At 69.6% G+C, this 13,950-nt stretch carries 14 protein-coding genes; 9 read left to right on the plus strand and 5 right to left on the minus strand.

The genetic code is table 11. The features are described 5' to 3' along the window. Positions 1 to 129: 129 nt before the first annotated feature. Positions 130 to 2,046: a sigma 54-interacting transcriptional regulator gene (locus ASG59_RS14380; RefSeq protein ID WP_082528771.1), complete on the minus strand. Its 1,917-nt coding sequence runs from the start codon at positions 2,044 to 2,046 to the stop codon at positions 130 to 132. A 201-nt stretch (positions 2,047 to 2,247) separates the two neighbouring features. On the opposite strand from ASG59_RS14380, the gene ASG59_RS14385 reads away from it, so the two are divergent. The 8 genes from ASG59_RS14385 to ASG59_RS14415 all read left to right on the plus strand — a co-directional run bounded on the left by ASG59_RS14385 (position 2,248) and on the right by ASG59_RS14415 (position 8,373). After that, a complete protein-coding gene (locus ASG59_RS14385) occupies positions 2,248 to 3,606 on the plus strand; it encodes a CmpA/NrtA family ABC transporter substrate-binding protein (protein WP_055880646.1) in 1,359 nt (452 codons plus the stop codon). A 174-nt stretch (positions 3,607 to 3,780) separates the two neighbouring features. Further along, positions 3,781 to 4,623 carry a nitrate ABC transporter permease gene (ntrB, locus tag ASG59_RS14390; protein ID WP_055880648.1) on the plus strand — a complete coding sequence of 281 codons (843 nt, stop codon included), beginning with the start codon at positions 3,781 to 3,783 and terminating at the stop codon, positions 4,621 to 4,623. Positions 4,624 to 4,687: 64 nt separating this feature from the next. Then, positions 4,688 to 5,575 (plus strand): ABC transporter ATP-binding protein, encoded by an 888-nt coding sequence (locus tag ASG59_RS14395; RefSeq protein ID WP_244472258.1) that lies wholly within the window; start codon positions 4,688 to 4,690, stop codon positions 5,573 to 5,575. Positions 5,576 to 5,749: 174 nt separating this feature from the next. Beyond that, positions 5,750 to 6,238: a cyanase gene (gene cynS, locus ASG59_RS14400; protein ID WP_055880655.1), complete on the plus strand. Its 489-nt coding sequence runs from the start codon at positions 5,750 to 5,752 to the stop codon at positions 6,236 to 6,238. Positions 6,239 to 6,342: 104 nt separating this feature from the next. Further along, positions 6,343 to 6,519, plus strand: coding sequence for a hypothetical protein (locus ASG59_RS20960; protein ID WP_200945965.1), 177 nt, complete (start codon positions 6,343 to 6,345; stop codon positions 6,517 to 6,519). Positions 6,520 to 6,713: 194 nt separating this feature from the next. Then, positions 6,714 to 7,112, plus strand: a complete 399-nt coding sequence (locus ASG59_RS14405) for a DoxX family protein (protein ID WP_055880657.1) — start codon at positions 6,714 to 6,716, stop codon at positions 7,110 to 7,112. Positions 7,113 to 7,153: 41 nt separating this feature from the next. Next, on the plus strand, positions 7,154 to 7,558 hold the full coding sequence (locus tag ASG59_RS14410) for a lysozyme inhibitor LprI family protein (RefSeq protein ID WP_055880660.1): 405 nt from the start codon (positions 7,154 to 7,156) through the stop codon (positions 7,556 to 7,558). A gap of 113 nt (positions 7,559 to 7,671) precedes the next feature. Continuing rightward, entirely contained in the window at positions 7,672 to 8,373 is a 702-nt protein-coding gene (locus ASG59_RS14415; RefSeq protein ID WP_055880663.1) for a YggS family pyridoxal phosphate-dependent enzyme, read from the plus strand. A 4-nt stretch (positions 8,374 to 8,377) separates the two neighbouring features. Here the strand turns inward: ASG59_RS14415 and ASG59_RS14420 are convergent, their stop codons facing one another. From ASG59_RS14420 to ASG59_RS14430, 4 genes are all read right to left on the minus strand, one after another. Then, on the minus strand, positions 8,378 to 9,193 hold the full coding sequence (locus tag ASG59_RS14420) for an ABC transporter permease (RefSeq protein ID WP_055880668.1): 816 nt from the start codon (positions 9,191 to 9,193) through the stop codon (positions 8,378 to 8,380). Positions 9,194 to 9,203: 10 nt separating this feature from the next. Further along, positions 9,204 to 10,172, minus strand: a complete 969-nt coding sequence (locus ASG59_RS14425) for an aliphatic sulfonate ABC transporter substrate-binding protein (protein WP_056409555.1) — start codon at positions 10,170 to 10,172, stop codon at positions 9,204 to 9,206. Between the two features lie 97 nt (positions 10,173 to 10,269). Continuing rightward, positions 10,270 to 10,656, minus strand: coding sequence for a type II toxin-antitoxin system PemK/MazF family toxin (locus tag ASG59_RS20045; RefSeq protein ID WP_082528772.1), 387 nt, complete (start codon positions 10,654 to 10,656; stop codon positions 10,270 to 10,272). Continuing rightward, on the minus strand, positions 10,610 to 10,855 hold the full coding sequence (locus ASG59_RS14430) for an AbrB/MazE/SpoVT family DNA-binding domain-containing protein (RefSeq protein WP_056281028.1): 246 nt from the start codon (positions 10,853 to 10,855) through the stop codon (positions 10,610 to 10,612). Before ASG59_RS14430 ends, ASG59_RS20045 begins: the two co-directional genes overlap by 47 nt. Positions 10,856 to 11,084: 229 nt before the next feature. Here ASG59_RS14430 and ASG59_RS14435 point away from each other — a divergent pair, with 229 nt between their 5' ends. After that, positions 11,085 to 13,874, plus strand: coding sequence for a [protein-PII] uridylyltransferase (locus ASG59_RS14435; protein ID WP_055880677.1), 2,790 nt, complete (start codon positions 11,085 to 11,087; stop codon positions 13,872 to 13,874). The last annotated feature ends 76 nt before the right edge of the window (positions 13,875 to 13,950 follow it).

A 13,950-nucleotide genomic window follows, 5' to 3' on the forward strand; every position in this document is an offset into this window, starting at 1 on the left:
CTCGTCCATGACCAAGGCCTGGACGGCGGCGATTCGGCTCGTGGACACATGGGACGTGTCCTCGATCCCACGCATGGGACCGGCCAGGGCGACGGTCTCGATGGTGCCGGTGTCGCGGGTCCTGGATCGTCACCGGCGGCGGATGCCCAGGACCTTGATCCGCGAGGCCAGGGTCGTCGGCTTGAGCCCCAGGATCTCGGCGGCGCCGCCGGTGCCGAAGATGCGGCCCTGGGCCAGCGCGAGGGCGGCCACGATGTCGGCGCGGACCTTGGCGCGGCGGTCGGCCTCGGTGGCGGGGGCGGTGGGCTGCGGATCGAAGGCGACGGGGTGGACGGCGGCGGTCGCCTCCGGTTCGGGCAGGTCGAAGCGCAGGCGGCCGCGCACCGCCAGGATCGCGGCGCGCTCGATGATGTTCTCGAGTTCGCGCACGTTGCCCGGCCAGTCGTAGCGCGTCAGCCGGCGGACGTCCCCCTCGGTCAGGCGCAGCTCGGGGATGTTGAGCCGCTTGACCACGCCGCGCAGGAAGTGCTGGGCGATGAGGGGGATGTCCTCCGGGCGCTCGCGCAAGGGGACGGCGGCGATGGGAAAGACGTTGAGCCGGAAATAGAGGTCCTCGCGAAAGCGGCCGCGCTTCACCTCGGCCTTGAGGTCGCGGTTGGTGGCCGCCACCAGGCGCACGTCGACCGCCCGCGTGCGTTCCTCGCCGACGCGCTCGAACTGGCGCTCCTGCAGCACCCGCAGCAGCTTGCCCTGGAGATCGAGGGGAATCTCGCCGACCTCGTCGAGGAACAGGGTGCCGCCGTCGGCCAGATCGAACCGCCCGACCCGGTCGCGCAGCGCCCCGGTGAAGGCGCCCCTGGCGTGCCCGAAGAACTCGCTCTCGAACAGTTCGCGCGGGATCGCGGCACAGTTCACGCGGATCAGCGGCCGGTCGCGGCGGCGGCTCGCCTCGTGGATGGCGCGGGCGATCAGCTCCTTGCCGGTGCCGGATTCGCCGGTCACCAGAACGGTGGCGTCGGTGCCGGCCACGAGGTCGATCTGGCGCAGGGTCGCCTCGATGGCCGGCGAGCGGCCGATGATGCCCTGGTGGTGGCCACCCTCGCGGATCTCCTCGCGCAGGTAGGCGTTCTCGAGCTCCAGGCGCTCGCGCAGGGAATCGACCTCCGCCAGGGCCCTGCGCAGGCGCTCGTCGGCCTCGCGGCGCTGGCTGATGTCGCGGAACACGATGACGGCGCCGAGCAGGCGGCCGCGGTCGCGGATCGGCGTCGAGGTGTATTCCACGTGGAACGCCGACCCGTCCCGGCGCCAGAACACCTCGGTGTCGACCTGATGCACGGCGCCGTCGCGGAAGGCCGCGTAGATCGGGCAGTCGTGGTGGGGGTAGTGGCAGCCGTCGGCGTGGCTGTGGTGGACGGTGGCATGCATGTCGCGCCCGACGAGGTCGCTGGCCTGCCAGCCCAGCATCCGCTCGGCGGCCGGGTTGATGAAGGTGGTGATCCCGTCGGCGTTGACGCCGTAGATGCCCTCGCCCGCCGCCCGCAGGATCAACTGGTTCTCGCGCTCGATGTCCGCGAAGATGCGCTCCATGCGCTGCCACTCGGTGAGGCCCGCGCGCATGTGCGCATCGGCCTGCGTATCGACGAGGCGGCGGCGGCGCTCGTCGAGGTCGAACAGGCTCACGAGGACGGTCTGGGGGTCTCCCGGCAGCAATGCGCCACTGTACTCCACATGGAGCCCGTGGCCCTCGGCGTGCCGGGGCGAGAGCGCATGGGTCCAGTCGCGCCCCCGCGCCTGGACGGCCTGGGTGAACACGATCAGCGTCGGAACCTGCTCGGGGTGGAGGGCGGTGACGCGCATGGCGCGGAGTGTCGCGCGGTCGTAGCCCAGGAGCCGGGCCGCCGCCGGGTTGGCATCGCGGATGGCGTCGGCCACGGGGTCGAACACCAGCATCGCCTCGGGCGCGCCCTCGAAGGTGGGGCCGAACGCGTCCCCTCCCCCTTGCGGGGAGGGGAGTCCCGCGACCGACGATGGATCGGAGGTGGCCATGCGAAACCTCGCCGTCGAGCCGGAGCCGCCTCACCCGAGCGACGAGACTTCGTAGCACGGACGACGAACATTCGTAGACTACGAAACTTCGCATTCACGAAATAGCCGCTAAACCCCTCGAAGGGTTGACGAACCTTACCGGATCGCCGCTGGCACACCCCTTGCTGATCCCTCTCCATCACCCCGGGCGAGGCAAACGCGATGGCGCTGTTCGACGATCCGTTCAATGCGAGGCTCACGCTCAGGCAGCGCGGCTGCTCCTGCGGCGCCCATGCCAGCCAGGCCGAGCACGATGCGACGCCGACGGGCGACGCGCAGATCGAGCGGGTGGTGGAGGGCGCGGTGATGCGCGCGCTGTTCCCCCACGACGCCCAGCGCCGGGCTTTCCTCAGGAGCGTCGGCGCGGCCACCGCGCTGGCCGCCGTCAGCCAGTTCTTCCCCGTGAAGTTCGCCGCCGAGGCCCTGGCCCAGGCCGGCACCCCGGAGAAGAAGGCGCTCAAGATCGGGTTCATCCCGATCACCTGCGCCACGCCGATCATCATGGCCTCGCCGATGGGGTTCTACGCCAAGCAGGGCCTCGAGGTGGAGGTCGTCAAGACGGCGGGCTGGGCGGTCATCCGCGACAAGACCCTGAACAAGGAATACGACGCCGCCCACATGCTGGCGCCGATGCCCATCGCCATCTCCCTGGGCCTCGGCTCGACCCCCACCCCCTACACGATGCCGGCGGTGGAGAACGTCAACGGCCAGGCGATCACGCTCGCCATGAAGCACAAGGACCGGCGCGACCCCAAGGACTGGAAGGGCTTCAAGCTCGCGGTGCCGTTCGACTACTCGATGCACAACTACCTGCTGCGCTATTACCTGGCGGAGGCCGGCATCGACCCCGACGCCGACGTGCAGATCCGCAGCGTGCCGCCGCCGGACATGGTCGCCAACCTGCGCGCCGACAACATCGACGGCTTCCTGGCGCCCGATCCGGTCAACCAGCGGGCGGTCTACGACGGCGTCGGCTTCATCCACCTCCTCTCCAAGGAGATCTGGGACCGCCACCCCTGCTGCGCCTTCGCCGCCTCGCAGGACTTCGTGACCCAGACGCCCAACACCTACGCCGCGCTCCTGCGGGCGATCATCGAGGCGACGAGCTACGCGTCGAAGGCCGAGAACCGCAAGGAGATCGCCGCGGCGATCGCCCCGGCCAACTACCTCAACCAGCCGCTCACGGTGGTGGAGCAGGTCCTCACCGGCACCTACGCCGACGGCCTGGGCGGCGTGAAGAAGGTGGCCGACCGCGTCGATTTCGACCCCTTCCCGTGGCAGTCCTTCGCCGTGTGGATCATGACCCAGATGAAGCGCTGGGGTCAGATCAAGGGCGACGTCGACTACGACGGCGTCGCCAAGCGGGTGTTCCTGGCTACCGACGCGATCAAGCGCATGGAGCAGGACGGCGTCACCCCGCCGGCCTCCACCACCAAGACCTTCTCGGTGATGGGCAAGCCCTTCGATCCGGCCAAGCCGAAGGAATACCTGGAGTCCTTCGCGATCAAGCGGGCGCTCTGAGGCACGCGCGCTCCCTCTTCCATGGGGAGAGGGCGGGGGTGAGGGGAGCGGACCCTCCGGAGGTGTCGCACACCTCACCCTGTCCCTCTCCTTCCAGGAGAGGGGACCCGCGCTCGAACACCCGATCTTCGTCAACCGGCCGGCGACGGCGTTCCATGCGGAGCCGACATCCCCATGCCCAGCCCCTCCCTCAACCTGCGCGCCGCGATCGTGTCGCTCGGCCTCCTCGCGCTGTTCCTGCTCGCCTGGCACATCGCGGTGAGCGGCCTGACCAAGACCGAGGCGATGGACCCGGAATACGCCGCGCTGATGGGGGCCTCGGCCACCACCGGCAAGTCGGCGATGCCCGGCCCGCTCGACGTCGCCGCCACGATCTGGGGCCACCTCAAGGACCCGTTCTACGACCGCGGGCCCAACGACAAGGGGCTCGGCATCCAGATCGCCTATTCGATCGGGCGGGTGGCGCTCGGCTACGGGCTGGCGGTGCTGGTGGCGATCCCGATCGGGTTCGTGATCGGGATGTCGCCGCTGATGAGCAAGGCGCTCGACCCCTACATCCAGCTCCTCAAGCCGGTCTCGCCCCTGGCCTGGATGCCGCTGGCGCTGTTCACGATCAAGGATTCGGGCCTGTCGGCGATCTTCGTGATCTTCATCTGCTCGCTCTGGCCGATGCTGATCAACACCGCCTTCGGGGTCTCGGGCACCCGCAAGGAATGGCTCAACGTCGCCCGCACCCTGGAGGTCGGGCCGCTGCGGCGGGCCTTCACGGTGATCCTGCCGGCGGCCGCCCCCACCATCCTCACCGGCATGCGCATCTCCATCGGCATCGCCTGGCTCGTCATCGTGGCGGCCGAGATGCTCGTGGGCGGCACCGGCATCGGCTACTTCGTCTGGAACGAGTGGAACAACCTCTCGATCACCAATGTGATCACCTCGATCCTGCTCATCGGCGTCGTCGGCATGGTCCTCGACCAGCTCCTTGCGAGGGCCCAGCGCCTCGTCACCTTCCCGGAATGAGGCGGCGATGAACGCGCTCACACCCTTCACTCCCGCCGCCTCCGACAGCCCGGAACCCGGCCGCATGTCCCCCTCCGAACGCTTCCTCTCCATCGAGGGCATCGCCCGGCGCTACCCGGCCCCCGGCGGCAAGGCGACCACCGTGTTCGAGAACCTGTGGCTGCCCATGCGCCGGGGCGAGTTCGTCTGCATGATCGGGCATTCGGGCTGCGGCAAGACCACGGTGCTCAACATCCTGGCCGGTCTCGAGGCCCCGAGCGAGGGCGTCGTCATCGCCGACGGCAAGGCGATCGAGGGGCCGAGCCTCGACCGGGCGGTGATCTTCCAGGGCCATGCCCTGCTGCCCTGGCGCAGCGTGCTCGGCAACGTCGCCTACGCGGTGTCGTCGCGCTGGCCCAAGGCCGGTCGCGCCGAGGTCGAGGCCCGGGCCGCCGAGGCCATCGCCACGGTGGGTCTGGCGGGCTCCGAGCACAAGCGCCCGGCCGAGCTCTCGGGGGGCATGAAGCAGCGGGTCGGCATCGCCCGGGCGCTCTCGATCGCGCCCAAGATGCTGCTCATGGACGAGCCGTTCTCGGCGCTCGACGCCCTCACCCGCGGCACCCTGCAGGACGAGGTCCGGCGCATCTGCCTCGAGACCGGCCAGACCGTGTTCATGATCACCCACGACGTCGACGAGTCGATCTATCTCGCCGACCGCATCGTGCTGATGACCAACGGTCCGCAGGCCAAGGTCGCCGAGATCGTCGAGAACCCGCTGCCCAAGGTCCGCTCGCGGACCGGGCTGCACCGCCAGCCCGGCTACTACGCCCTGCGCAACCACCTCATCGATTTCTTGGTCAGCCGCTCGAAGACCCTGCGCGACGAGAGCCCGCCCGGCTACGACCAGCGCCACCCGCCCGTCGTCCGGCTGACCCTGACCGAGGCCGACGAGGCCGCGGCGGCGCTCGGCTGAGCACGCCGAACCAAGCGCGGGTCCCCTCTCCTGGAAGGAGAGGGAGAGGGAGAGGGTGAGGGTGAGGTGTGCGACCTCGTCGGAGAACGCACTCCCCTCACCCCTGCCCTCTCCCCCTGGGAGAGGGAGACCCGCGCGACCCTGCTCCACCATCATGCAACCGGGAGACCCATCATGAAGCGCGAAGACCTCACCGAGAAGCTGCTCGACATCAAGCGCGAGAAGGGCTGGACCTGGAAGCACATCCAGGCCGAGATCGGCGGGATCTCGCCGATCCTCATCACCGCCGCCTGCATGGGCCAGATGAAGCTGCCCAAGGCCCAGGCGAAGAAGGCGGCCGAACTGTTCGGCCTCAGCCAGGCCGAGGAGCGGATGCTCAACGAGGCGCCCTATCGCGGCTCGATCCCGCAGATGCCGCCCACCGACCCGCTGATCTACCGCTTCTACGAGCTGGTGATGGTCTACGGCACCACCTGGAAGGAGCTGATCCAGGAGGATTTCGGTGACGGCATCATGTCGGCGATCGACTTCAACATGACCATGGAGCGCGAACCCAACAACAAGGGCGACCGGGTCAAGATGAACCTCTCGGGCAAGTTCCTGCCCTACAAGTACTACGACAACGAGGACGGTGTGCCCGACTACGGCTTCAAGGAGCCGTAGCGTCCGGCCGCACGCAAGCCGCGGCGTTGGCACGATGATCGGCGCGCACTACCATCGCGCGCCGGAGGATACGGTCGTGGACGCCGCCGGGAGTGGAGGGGCCGATGTATGTCGACGATGGCTGGCGGCCGCCGCTCGAACCGCCGTCCCGCAAGCCCCGCATCACGAAGCGGCAGGAGCGGGTGCTGGTATGGGTGCTGGCCTTGAACGCCCTGCTCCTGCTCGTCGCGCCGATCGGCGGGGCGACCATGGCCCACGCCCTGCTGGCGCTGTTCCGGTAGGTCCGGGAGGACCACGCGGCGGTGGATGGTGCGGTGCGCCAGCGCCACCGAGGGTCGACGGCCGCGCCCGTTTCATGCTCGATGCGCGCCTGGGCCGGGACGCCGTTGAATCCGCCCGGGTCCTTGGTGTGTCGCCGGGTCCGATCGCAAGGCCGCAGGGCCGGTTTGCGGATCCTGCTTAGGGAGACGACCGCATGAACCTCGACGCCCTCTCGCTCACCTGGGCCCCGCGCCTGCTCAGCGTCCTGCGCATCATGACGGGGCTCCTGTTCCTTCAGCACGGCACCCAGAAGATCCTCGGGTTCCCGCCGAGCGAGCGCGGCATGCCCGCCCTGTTGTCGCTGTCGGGCACCGCCGGCCTCCTCGAACTGGTGGGCGGCGTGCTGATCGTGCTCGGCCTCTTCACCCGCCCGGTGGCCTTCATCCTCTCCGGGCAGATGGCGGTGGCCTATTTCCTGGCCCACGCGCAGCGCAGCTTCTATCCCATCCTCAACGGCGGCGAACTCGCGATCCTGTTCTGCTTCGTCTTCCTCTACCTCGCCGCCGCCGGCCCCGGGCCGTGGAGCCTGGACGCGCAGCGCCGCCGGGTCTGAGGTCACCTGCGTTCGAACGAGGCCCCGCGGAGCCCGTCACCATGCGCCGTCTCGCCGTCCTTCTCGTCGCGCTCTGCCTCCCCGGCGTCGCCGTCGCGGCGACGAGGCCTTGCGCGGACCTCGAGGCGCAGCAGGACAGGAATGCCTGCATCGGCGCGGCGCTCGGCGAGGCCGACGCGGCCCTGAACCGGGCGTACCGGCAGCTCGGCGACCGGCTCGATGCCAACGGCAGGCGCAACCTCGTCGCCGCGCAGCGGGCCTGGATCGTGTTTCGCGACCGGGAATGCGAGCTCCGGTCCGGCTACGACACGCAAGACCCCGGCAACAACGGCACCCTGGCGCCGTTCCTGGTCGGCGACTGCAAGCGCGACCTCACGGGGCGGAGGACCGCGGATCTCCTCGACCAGCTGACGTGCCCCGGCGGCGACCCGTCCTGCACGCGATAGATCGGGGGCGCCTGCTCCGCCCTCGGTCCGATACCGGGGAACGCCGCGCTTCGCGGGGTCTGTGGCGGATGCTACTGGCGCACGACGCTGCAAGATGATCCGTGAGGGCACCCATGGCCGAGACCCACCCCCCCACCGCCGACGTCGCCGCCGGGCTCGCCGCGACCCTGGAGGGCATCCGCCGCGCCGCCGGGGACCACGGGCGCGATCCGGCGACCGTCACCCTGGTCGCGGTCTCCAAGACCATCGCGGCGGAGGGCATCCTCACCGCCCTGGAGGCCGGGCAGCGGGTGTTCGGCGAGAACTACGTGCAGGAATCCAAGGCCAAGTGGCCGGCCCTGCGCGAGCGCTTCCCCGACGTCGAACTGCACCTCGTCGGGCCTTTGCAATCCAACAAGGCCCGCGAGGCGGTGGAGCTGTTCGACGTCATCCACGGCCTCGACCGGCTGTCGCTGGCCGCCGCGCTGGCCAAGGAGATCGCCCGCGTCGGGCGTTCCCCGAAACTGCTCGTCCAGGTCAACACCGGCGACGAGCCGCAGAAGGGCGGCGTCTCGCCCGCGCAGGTCGACACGCTGCTGGCCGAGTGCCGCGACACCCACGGGCTGACGATCTCGGGCCTGATGTGCATTCCGCCCGCCGAGGACCCGCCCTCGGCGCATTTCGGGCTCCTGGCCGCCATCGCCGAGCGCCACGGCCTGCCCATGCTCTCGATGGGGATGAGCGCCGACTACGAGGCCGCGATCCAGATGGGCGCCACCCATGTGCGGGTGGGGACCGCGATCTTCGGGGCGCGGGTGCGGCCCGATCCGGCCTGAGCCGCTACATGATCTCGCGGGCGGTATCCTGCCAGCGGGTCAGGGGCCGGGTCAGGGCCACGAGGACGGCGTCGGCGAGCTTGCCCAGGATCGCGAAGGCGATGATCGCCGCCAGGATCTGGTCGGCCCGGCTGAACTGCTGCCCGTCCACGAGGAGGTAGCCGAGCCCCTCCGAGGCGCCCATCAGCTCGGCGGCCACCACGAACAGGAAGCCGAGCCCGAGGCCGGTGCGCAGGGCCACCAGGGTGGCCGGCAGCACGGCGGGCAGGAGGATGCGCCGGGCGAGCGCCGCCTTCGACAGGCGGAAGATGCGGCCGACCTCGATCAGCTTGCGGTCGACCGAGGCGATGGCCCCGGCCACCCCGATGTAGACCGGGAAGAACACCCCCACCGCGATCAGCACCACCTTGGGCGTCTCGAGGATGCCGAGCCACAGGATGAACAGCGGCACCCAGGCCAGCGAGGGCACCGCCCGCAGGGCCTGCAGGGTCGGATCGAGGAGGTGGCGGGCGAAGGGCAGCGTGCCGGTGAGCGCGCCCACCGCGATGCCGGCGGTGGCGCCCAGCACGAAGCCGAGGCCGACGCGGGTGAGGGTGGCGTTGACGTGCAGCCACAGGTCGCCCGAGACGGCCATCGCCTGGAGGGCGGCGACGATCCGGCTCGGCGGCGGCAGCAGCCGCCCCTGCGCCAGGCCGGCCCGCACCGCGAACTCCCAGCCGAGCGCCACCGCCAGCGGTAGCAGGAGCCCGAGGACGACCTGGCCGGCCGAGCCCCAGGAAACCTTCGGCCGTGGGGTGGCCGCGCTGCCGGACGAGGCCATGGGCGGACGCTCAGCGGGCCGTGACGGGCGCGAACCGCGTGTCGATCAGGCCGGCCACCGCCGCCTTCACGTCGACCTCGGCGGGGACCACGCCGGCCTGCTGCAATGCCACGCCCGCCGCCTCGATGCTCTGGGCCTGGGCGGCGCCGACGACGGGCTGGGTGAGGTCGGTGCGCTCGATCTGGCGGGCGATCACCGGCTCGGGCAGCTTGGTGGCAGCCACGAGGGCCTGCTTCAGCGAATCCGGGTTGGCGATGGCGTAGGCGCGGGCCTGCTCGTAGGCGGCGATCACCGCCTTGACGAGCTCGGGGTTGGCGGTGGCGAAATCCTCGCGCACGTCGAGCACGCCCCAGGTGTTGGCGGAGGCATCGCGGAAGAACAGGACGTTGCCGCCCTCGATCTCGGAGGCCGCCATCATCGGGTCGAGGCCGGCCCAGGCATCGACGTCGCCGCGCTCGAGGGCGGCGCGTCCGTCGGCATGCTGCAGCAGGACGAGCTTGGCGTCCTTCTCGGTGAGGCCAGCCCCCTGCAGGGCGCGGATCAGGAAGATGTGCGGATCGGTGCCGCGGGTGACGGCGATGCGCTTGCCCTTGAGGTCGGCGGGCTTGGCGATGCCGGTGTCCTTGCGGGTGACGAGCGCGGTCCATTCCGGGCGCGAGAAGGCGTAGATCGCCTTGATCGGGTTGCCGTTGATGCGCGCCAGCAGGGCGGCGGCGCCGGCCGAGGAGCCGATGTCGATGGCGCCGGCGTTGAGGAATTCCAGCGCCTTGTTGGAGCCGAGCGACTGGGTCCAGCGGACCTTGATGCCCTTGTCCTTGAGCGCCTCTTCGAGGAAGCCCTTGTCCTTGAGGACGAGGCTGACCGGGTTGTAGGTCGCCCAGTCGAGCCGGATCTCCTTCACGTCGGCGGCGAAGGCCGCGCCGTGCGAGAGCAACAGGGCGAGGGCGGCGCTCGCGAGGCCGCGACGGGACAGGTGCATGGCGGAGCTCCCCGATGCCCGTCGACGCGGGCTCACAGGGGTGAGCTAGGCAATCGCGTTCGGAGTGTCAAACGGAAAATCCGCTGAAGAGAACGCTTCAGGGGAGTTGGAGGAAGGCGGCGATCTTCGCTTTGACTTCTGCGATGACGCTGTCTGGGGCCATGTTGGAGAAACGCGCTCCACGGTCGGCCCAGGAAAGGGGCTTACCCTGATCAGCCAGTACGAAGCCGTGGGTCCCGTGTTCGGGTGGCAGGGCGACCTCGTAGGGGTAGCCGCGTCCGCGACTGGTGATGGGGCACGCGAAGCATCGCCCGACGAGGTCATTGTAGGATCGGGGTGTCAGCACAAGCACCGGACGCCAGAAACCCTGCTCCGTCCCGCCATGCGGACTGAAGTTCAGAACGATGATGTCTCCGAGATCGGGACAATAACGTGTTTCACCAGAACTCGTTTCCGACGGGAGGCCCGACGAACTGCTCGTCATGGAGGTTGTCTTTCGTGATGCCGGCGAGCAGTTCCTCGAACGTGTAGCGAGGCTGAGTCGCGCGGGGGGAAATGACGATCTGTCCATCTTCGACGCGCAACTCGGCACCGCTGCCTTCGCTGGCGCCCACATCCCGCAGGATGTGCGCAGGAATGCGGATGGCGAGGCTGTTGCCCCACCGTGAGAACTGAACGAACATTTTTCGATCCGCGCCGGTATCAACGAGATGTACGCTCAGGCGAGCCATATCGACTCACGGGCGTATCGTCGATGTAGATACGTTTTAATCGGCTGTGGGTCAAAATCCCTTGTGCCGCTCGTGCGCAAGCCGCACCGGTCCAGCCTTCCTCGCGCGCTGCCCCTATGCGGTGGTTTCCCCGCACCGCGAGCCCGCTGTCGGCGACGGCTTAACATGCTACGGGAGCGCGATGTTCGACGCTGCCGCAAGCCTCAAGTCCGTCCTCGATGCCCTGCCGCGGGATGCCCGCGAGGCGACGCAGTTGCGCGCCGTGCTGGTGCCGGAACTGCGGGCGGTGATCGCGGCCGGGCACAAGGACGCCGAGGAGCGCCTGATGCAGGAGCGCGACGGCGTCGCCTGCGCCAGGCGCATCAGCGCGCTGACCGATGCGGTGGTGCGCGCCATCCACGACGCCGTGGTCTGGCGGCTCTATCCCAACGACAACCCGTCGTCCGGCGAGCAGCTGGCCGTGGTCGCCACCGGCGGCTACGGCCGGGGCACGATGGCGCCGGGCTCGGACATCGATCTCCTGTTCCTGCTGCCCTACAAGCAGACCGCGTGGTCGGAGAGCGTCGTCGAGGCGATGCTCTACGTGCTGTGGGACCTCAAGCTCAAGGTCGGCCACGCCACCCGCTCGGTGGAGGAGTGCCTGCGCGAGGGCAAGGCGGACATGACGATCCGCACCGCCCTCTTGGAAGCGCGTTTCCTGTTCGGGTCGCGGGTCCTGTTCGAGGAGCTGGTGACGCGCTTCGACACCGAGCTCGTGATGTGGACCGCACCGGAATTCGTCGAGGCCAAGCTGCGCGAGCGCGACGGGCGCGTGAGCAAGTCTGGGGCCTCGCGCTACCTCGTCGAGCCCAACGTCAAGGACGGCAAGGGGGGGCTGCGCGACCTCAACACCCTGTTCTGGATCGCCAAGTACACCTACCGGGTGCGCGACCAGAGCGAGCTCGTGCCCGCCGGCCTGTTCACGCCGGAGGAGTACCGCTTGTTCGAGCGCTGCGAGGAGCTGCTGTGGCGGGTGCGCTGCCACATGCACTTCGTCACCGGCCGCTCGGAGGAGCGGCTGTCCTTCGGCCTGCAGCCGAAGATCGCCGAGCGCTTCGGCTACGGCCCCCGCGGCGGGCTCTCGGGCGTCGAGCGGTTCATGAAGGCCTACTTCCTGATCGCCAAGGACGTCGGCGACCTCACCGCCATCGTCTGTGCCGCCCTGGAGGCGCGCCACGCCAAGCGCACCCCGGTGCTCGACCGCTGGATCGGCCGGTTCCGCGACCGCTTCCGCGCCTCCGCCATCGAGGCCGAGGACTTCGTGGACGACCACGGCCGCATCAACGTCAAGGACGGCGACGCCTTCGTGCGCGATCCGGTCAACCTGATCCGCCTGTTCTGGCTGGCCGACCGCCACAACCTGCCGATCCATCCGGACGCGACGCGCCTGGCCAACCGCTCGCAGCGGCTGATCGGCCATTCCCTGCGGGCCGACGGGGAGGCCAACCGGCTGTTCCTCGACATCCTGACCTCGAAGAACTCGCCCGAGACCATCCTGCGGCTGATGAACGAGGCCGGCGTGCTCGGCCGCTTCATCCCGGATTTCGGCCGCATCGTCGCGATGATGCAGTTCAACATGTACCACCACTTCACGGTGGACGAGCACCTGCTGCGCTCGCTGGGCGTGCTGGCGGCGATCGATTCGGGACGGGTGACCGAGGACCACCCCCTGGTCACGCGCCTGATCAACACCATCAGCAACCGGCGCGCCCTCTACGTGGCGGTGCTCCTGCACGACATCGCCAAGGGCCGGCCGGAGGACCACTCCATCGCCGGTGCCGCCATCGCCCTCAAGGTCGGCCCCCGCTTCGGCCTCAGCCCGGCCGAGACGGAGACCGTGGCCTGGCTCGTCGAGCACCATCTCCTGATGTCGATGACCGCCCAGAGCCGCGACCTGTCCGACCCCAAGACCATCGAGAAGTTCGCGGGCGTGGTCCAGACGCTGGAACGCCTCAAGCTCCTCACCATCCTGACGGTGGCCGACATCAAGGCGGTGGGCCCGGGCGTGTGGACCGCCTGGAAGGGCACGCTCCTGCGCACCCTCTACGACGAGACCGAGGTGATGCTCTCGGGCGGCCACTCCGAGATCGCCCGGACCGACCGGGTCCGCCTCATCCAGATGGCCCTGCGCGAGCAGCTCGCCGACTGGGAGTCGGGCACCTTCGACGCCTATGCCGGCCGCCACAACCAGGCCTACTGGCTCAAGGTCGATTCCGCCCGCCAGTTCAAGCACGCCGGCTTCGTCGACCGCCTGGCCGCCCAGGGCCGCACCGTGGCCACCGCCTGCGAGACCGACCCGGCCCGCGGCATCACCGAGATCACGATCTATTCCCCCGACCACCCGCGCCTGCTCGCCATCGTCACCGGCGCCTGCGCGGCCTCGGGTGGCAACATCGTGGATGCGCAGATCTTCACCACCACCGACGGCTTCGCCCTCGATTCGATCTTCATCTCCCGCGCCTTCGACCGGGACGAGGACGAGCTGCGCCGGGCCGGCCGCATCACGATGGCGATCGAGAAGGCGCTCAAGGGCGAGATCCGCATCGCCGACCTCGTGGCCGACAAGCACCCCCCGAGCGCGCGCACCACCACCTTCCTGGTGCCGCCCGACATGGCGATCGACAACGCCCTGTCGAGCCGCGAGACCGTGGTGGAGATCACCGGGCTGGACCGGCCGGGCTTGCTCTACGAGCTGACCACGGCGCTGAGCCGGCTGAGCCTCAACATCACGTCGGCCCATGTCGCCACCTTCGGCGAGCGGGCGGTGGACGTCTTCTACGTCACCGACCTCACCGGCACCCGCGTCACCCAGCCCGACCGGCAGGTGGCGATCCGCAACGCGGTGATGGAGGTTTTCGCCGGCGACGTGGCGGCGCTGCGGGCCGAGGGGCTGGAAGCCCTGGTCGACTCGCCGCCGCCGCGCGAGGCGTGAGGACCGGTCAACTTGATTTCGGGCGGCGAGGGCCTGATATCACCCGCGACCCCGACATCCCTTTTCCTTCAACGAT

The sequence above is a fragment of the Methylobacterium sp. Leaf466 genome, assembly GCF_001425565.1.
Lineage (GTDB): Bacteria > Pseudomonadota > Alphaproteobacteria > Rhizobiales > Beijerinckiaceae > Methylobacterium.

What these genes read in the sequence shown, in the direction of transcription:
- ASG59_RS14380 (WP_082528771.1), bottom strand. Translation starts at nt 2,046, where the DNA reads ATGGCCACCTCCGATCCATCGTCGGTCGCGGGACTCCCCTCCCCGCAA.
- ASG59_RS14385 (WP_055880646.1), top strand. Translation starts at nt 2,248, where the DNA reads ATGGCGCTGTTCGACGATCCGTTCAATGCGAGGCTCACGCTCAGGCAG.
- ntrB (WP_055880648.1), top strand. Translation starts at nt 3,781, where the DNA reads ATGCCCAGCCCCTCCCTCAACCTGCGCGCCGCGATCGTGTCGCTCGGC.
- ASG59_RS14395 (WP_244472258.1), top strand. Translation starts at nt 4,688, where the DNA reads ATGTCCCCCTCCGAACGCTTCCTCTCCATCGAGGGCATCGCCCGGCGC.
- cynS (WP_055880655.1), top strand. Translation starts at nt 5,750, where the DNA reads ATGAAGCGCGAAGACCTCACCGAGAAGCTGCTCGACATCAAGCGCGAG.
- ASG59_RS20960 (WP_200945965.1), top strand. Translation starts at nt 6,343, where the DNA reads ATGTATGTCGACGATGGCTGGCGGCCGCCGCTCGAACCGCCGTCCCGC.
- ASG59_RS14405 (WP_055880657.1), top strand. Translation starts at nt 6,714, where the DNA reads ATGAACCTCGACGCCCTCTCGCTCACCTGGGCCCCGCGCCTGCTCAGC.
- ASG59_RS14410 (WP_055880660.1), top strand. Translation starts at nt 7,154, where the DNA reads ATGCGCCGTCTCGCCGTCCTTCTCGTCGCGCTCTGCCTCCCCGGCGTC.
- ASG59_RS14415 (WP_055880663.1), top strand. Translation starts at nt 7,672, where the DNA reads ATGGCCGAGACCCACCCCCCCACCGCCGACGTCGCCGCCGGGCTCGCC.
- ASG59_RS14420 (WP_055880668.1), bottom strand. Translation starts at nt 9,193, where the DNA reads ATGGCCTCGTCCGGCAGCGCGGCCACCCCACGGCCGAAGGTTTCCTGG.
- ASG59_RS14425 (WP_056409555.1), bottom strand. Translation starts at nt 10,172, where the DNA reads ATGCACCTGTCCCGTCGCGGCCTCGCGAGCGCCGCCCTCGCCCTGTTG.
- ASG59_RS20045 (WP_082528772.1), bottom strand. Translation starts at nt 10,656, where the DNA reads ATGACGAGCAGTTCGTCGGGCCTCCCGTCGGAAACGAGTTCTGGTGAA.
- ASG59_RS14430 (WP_056281028.1), bottom strand. Translation starts at nt 10,855, where the DNA reads ATGTTCGTTCAGTTCTCACGGTGGGGCAACAGCCTCGCCATCCGCATT.
- ASG59_RS14435 (WP_055880677.1), top strand. Translation starts at nt 11,085, where the DNA reads ATGTTCGACGCTGCCGCAAGCCTCAAGTCCGTCCTCGATGCCCTGCCG.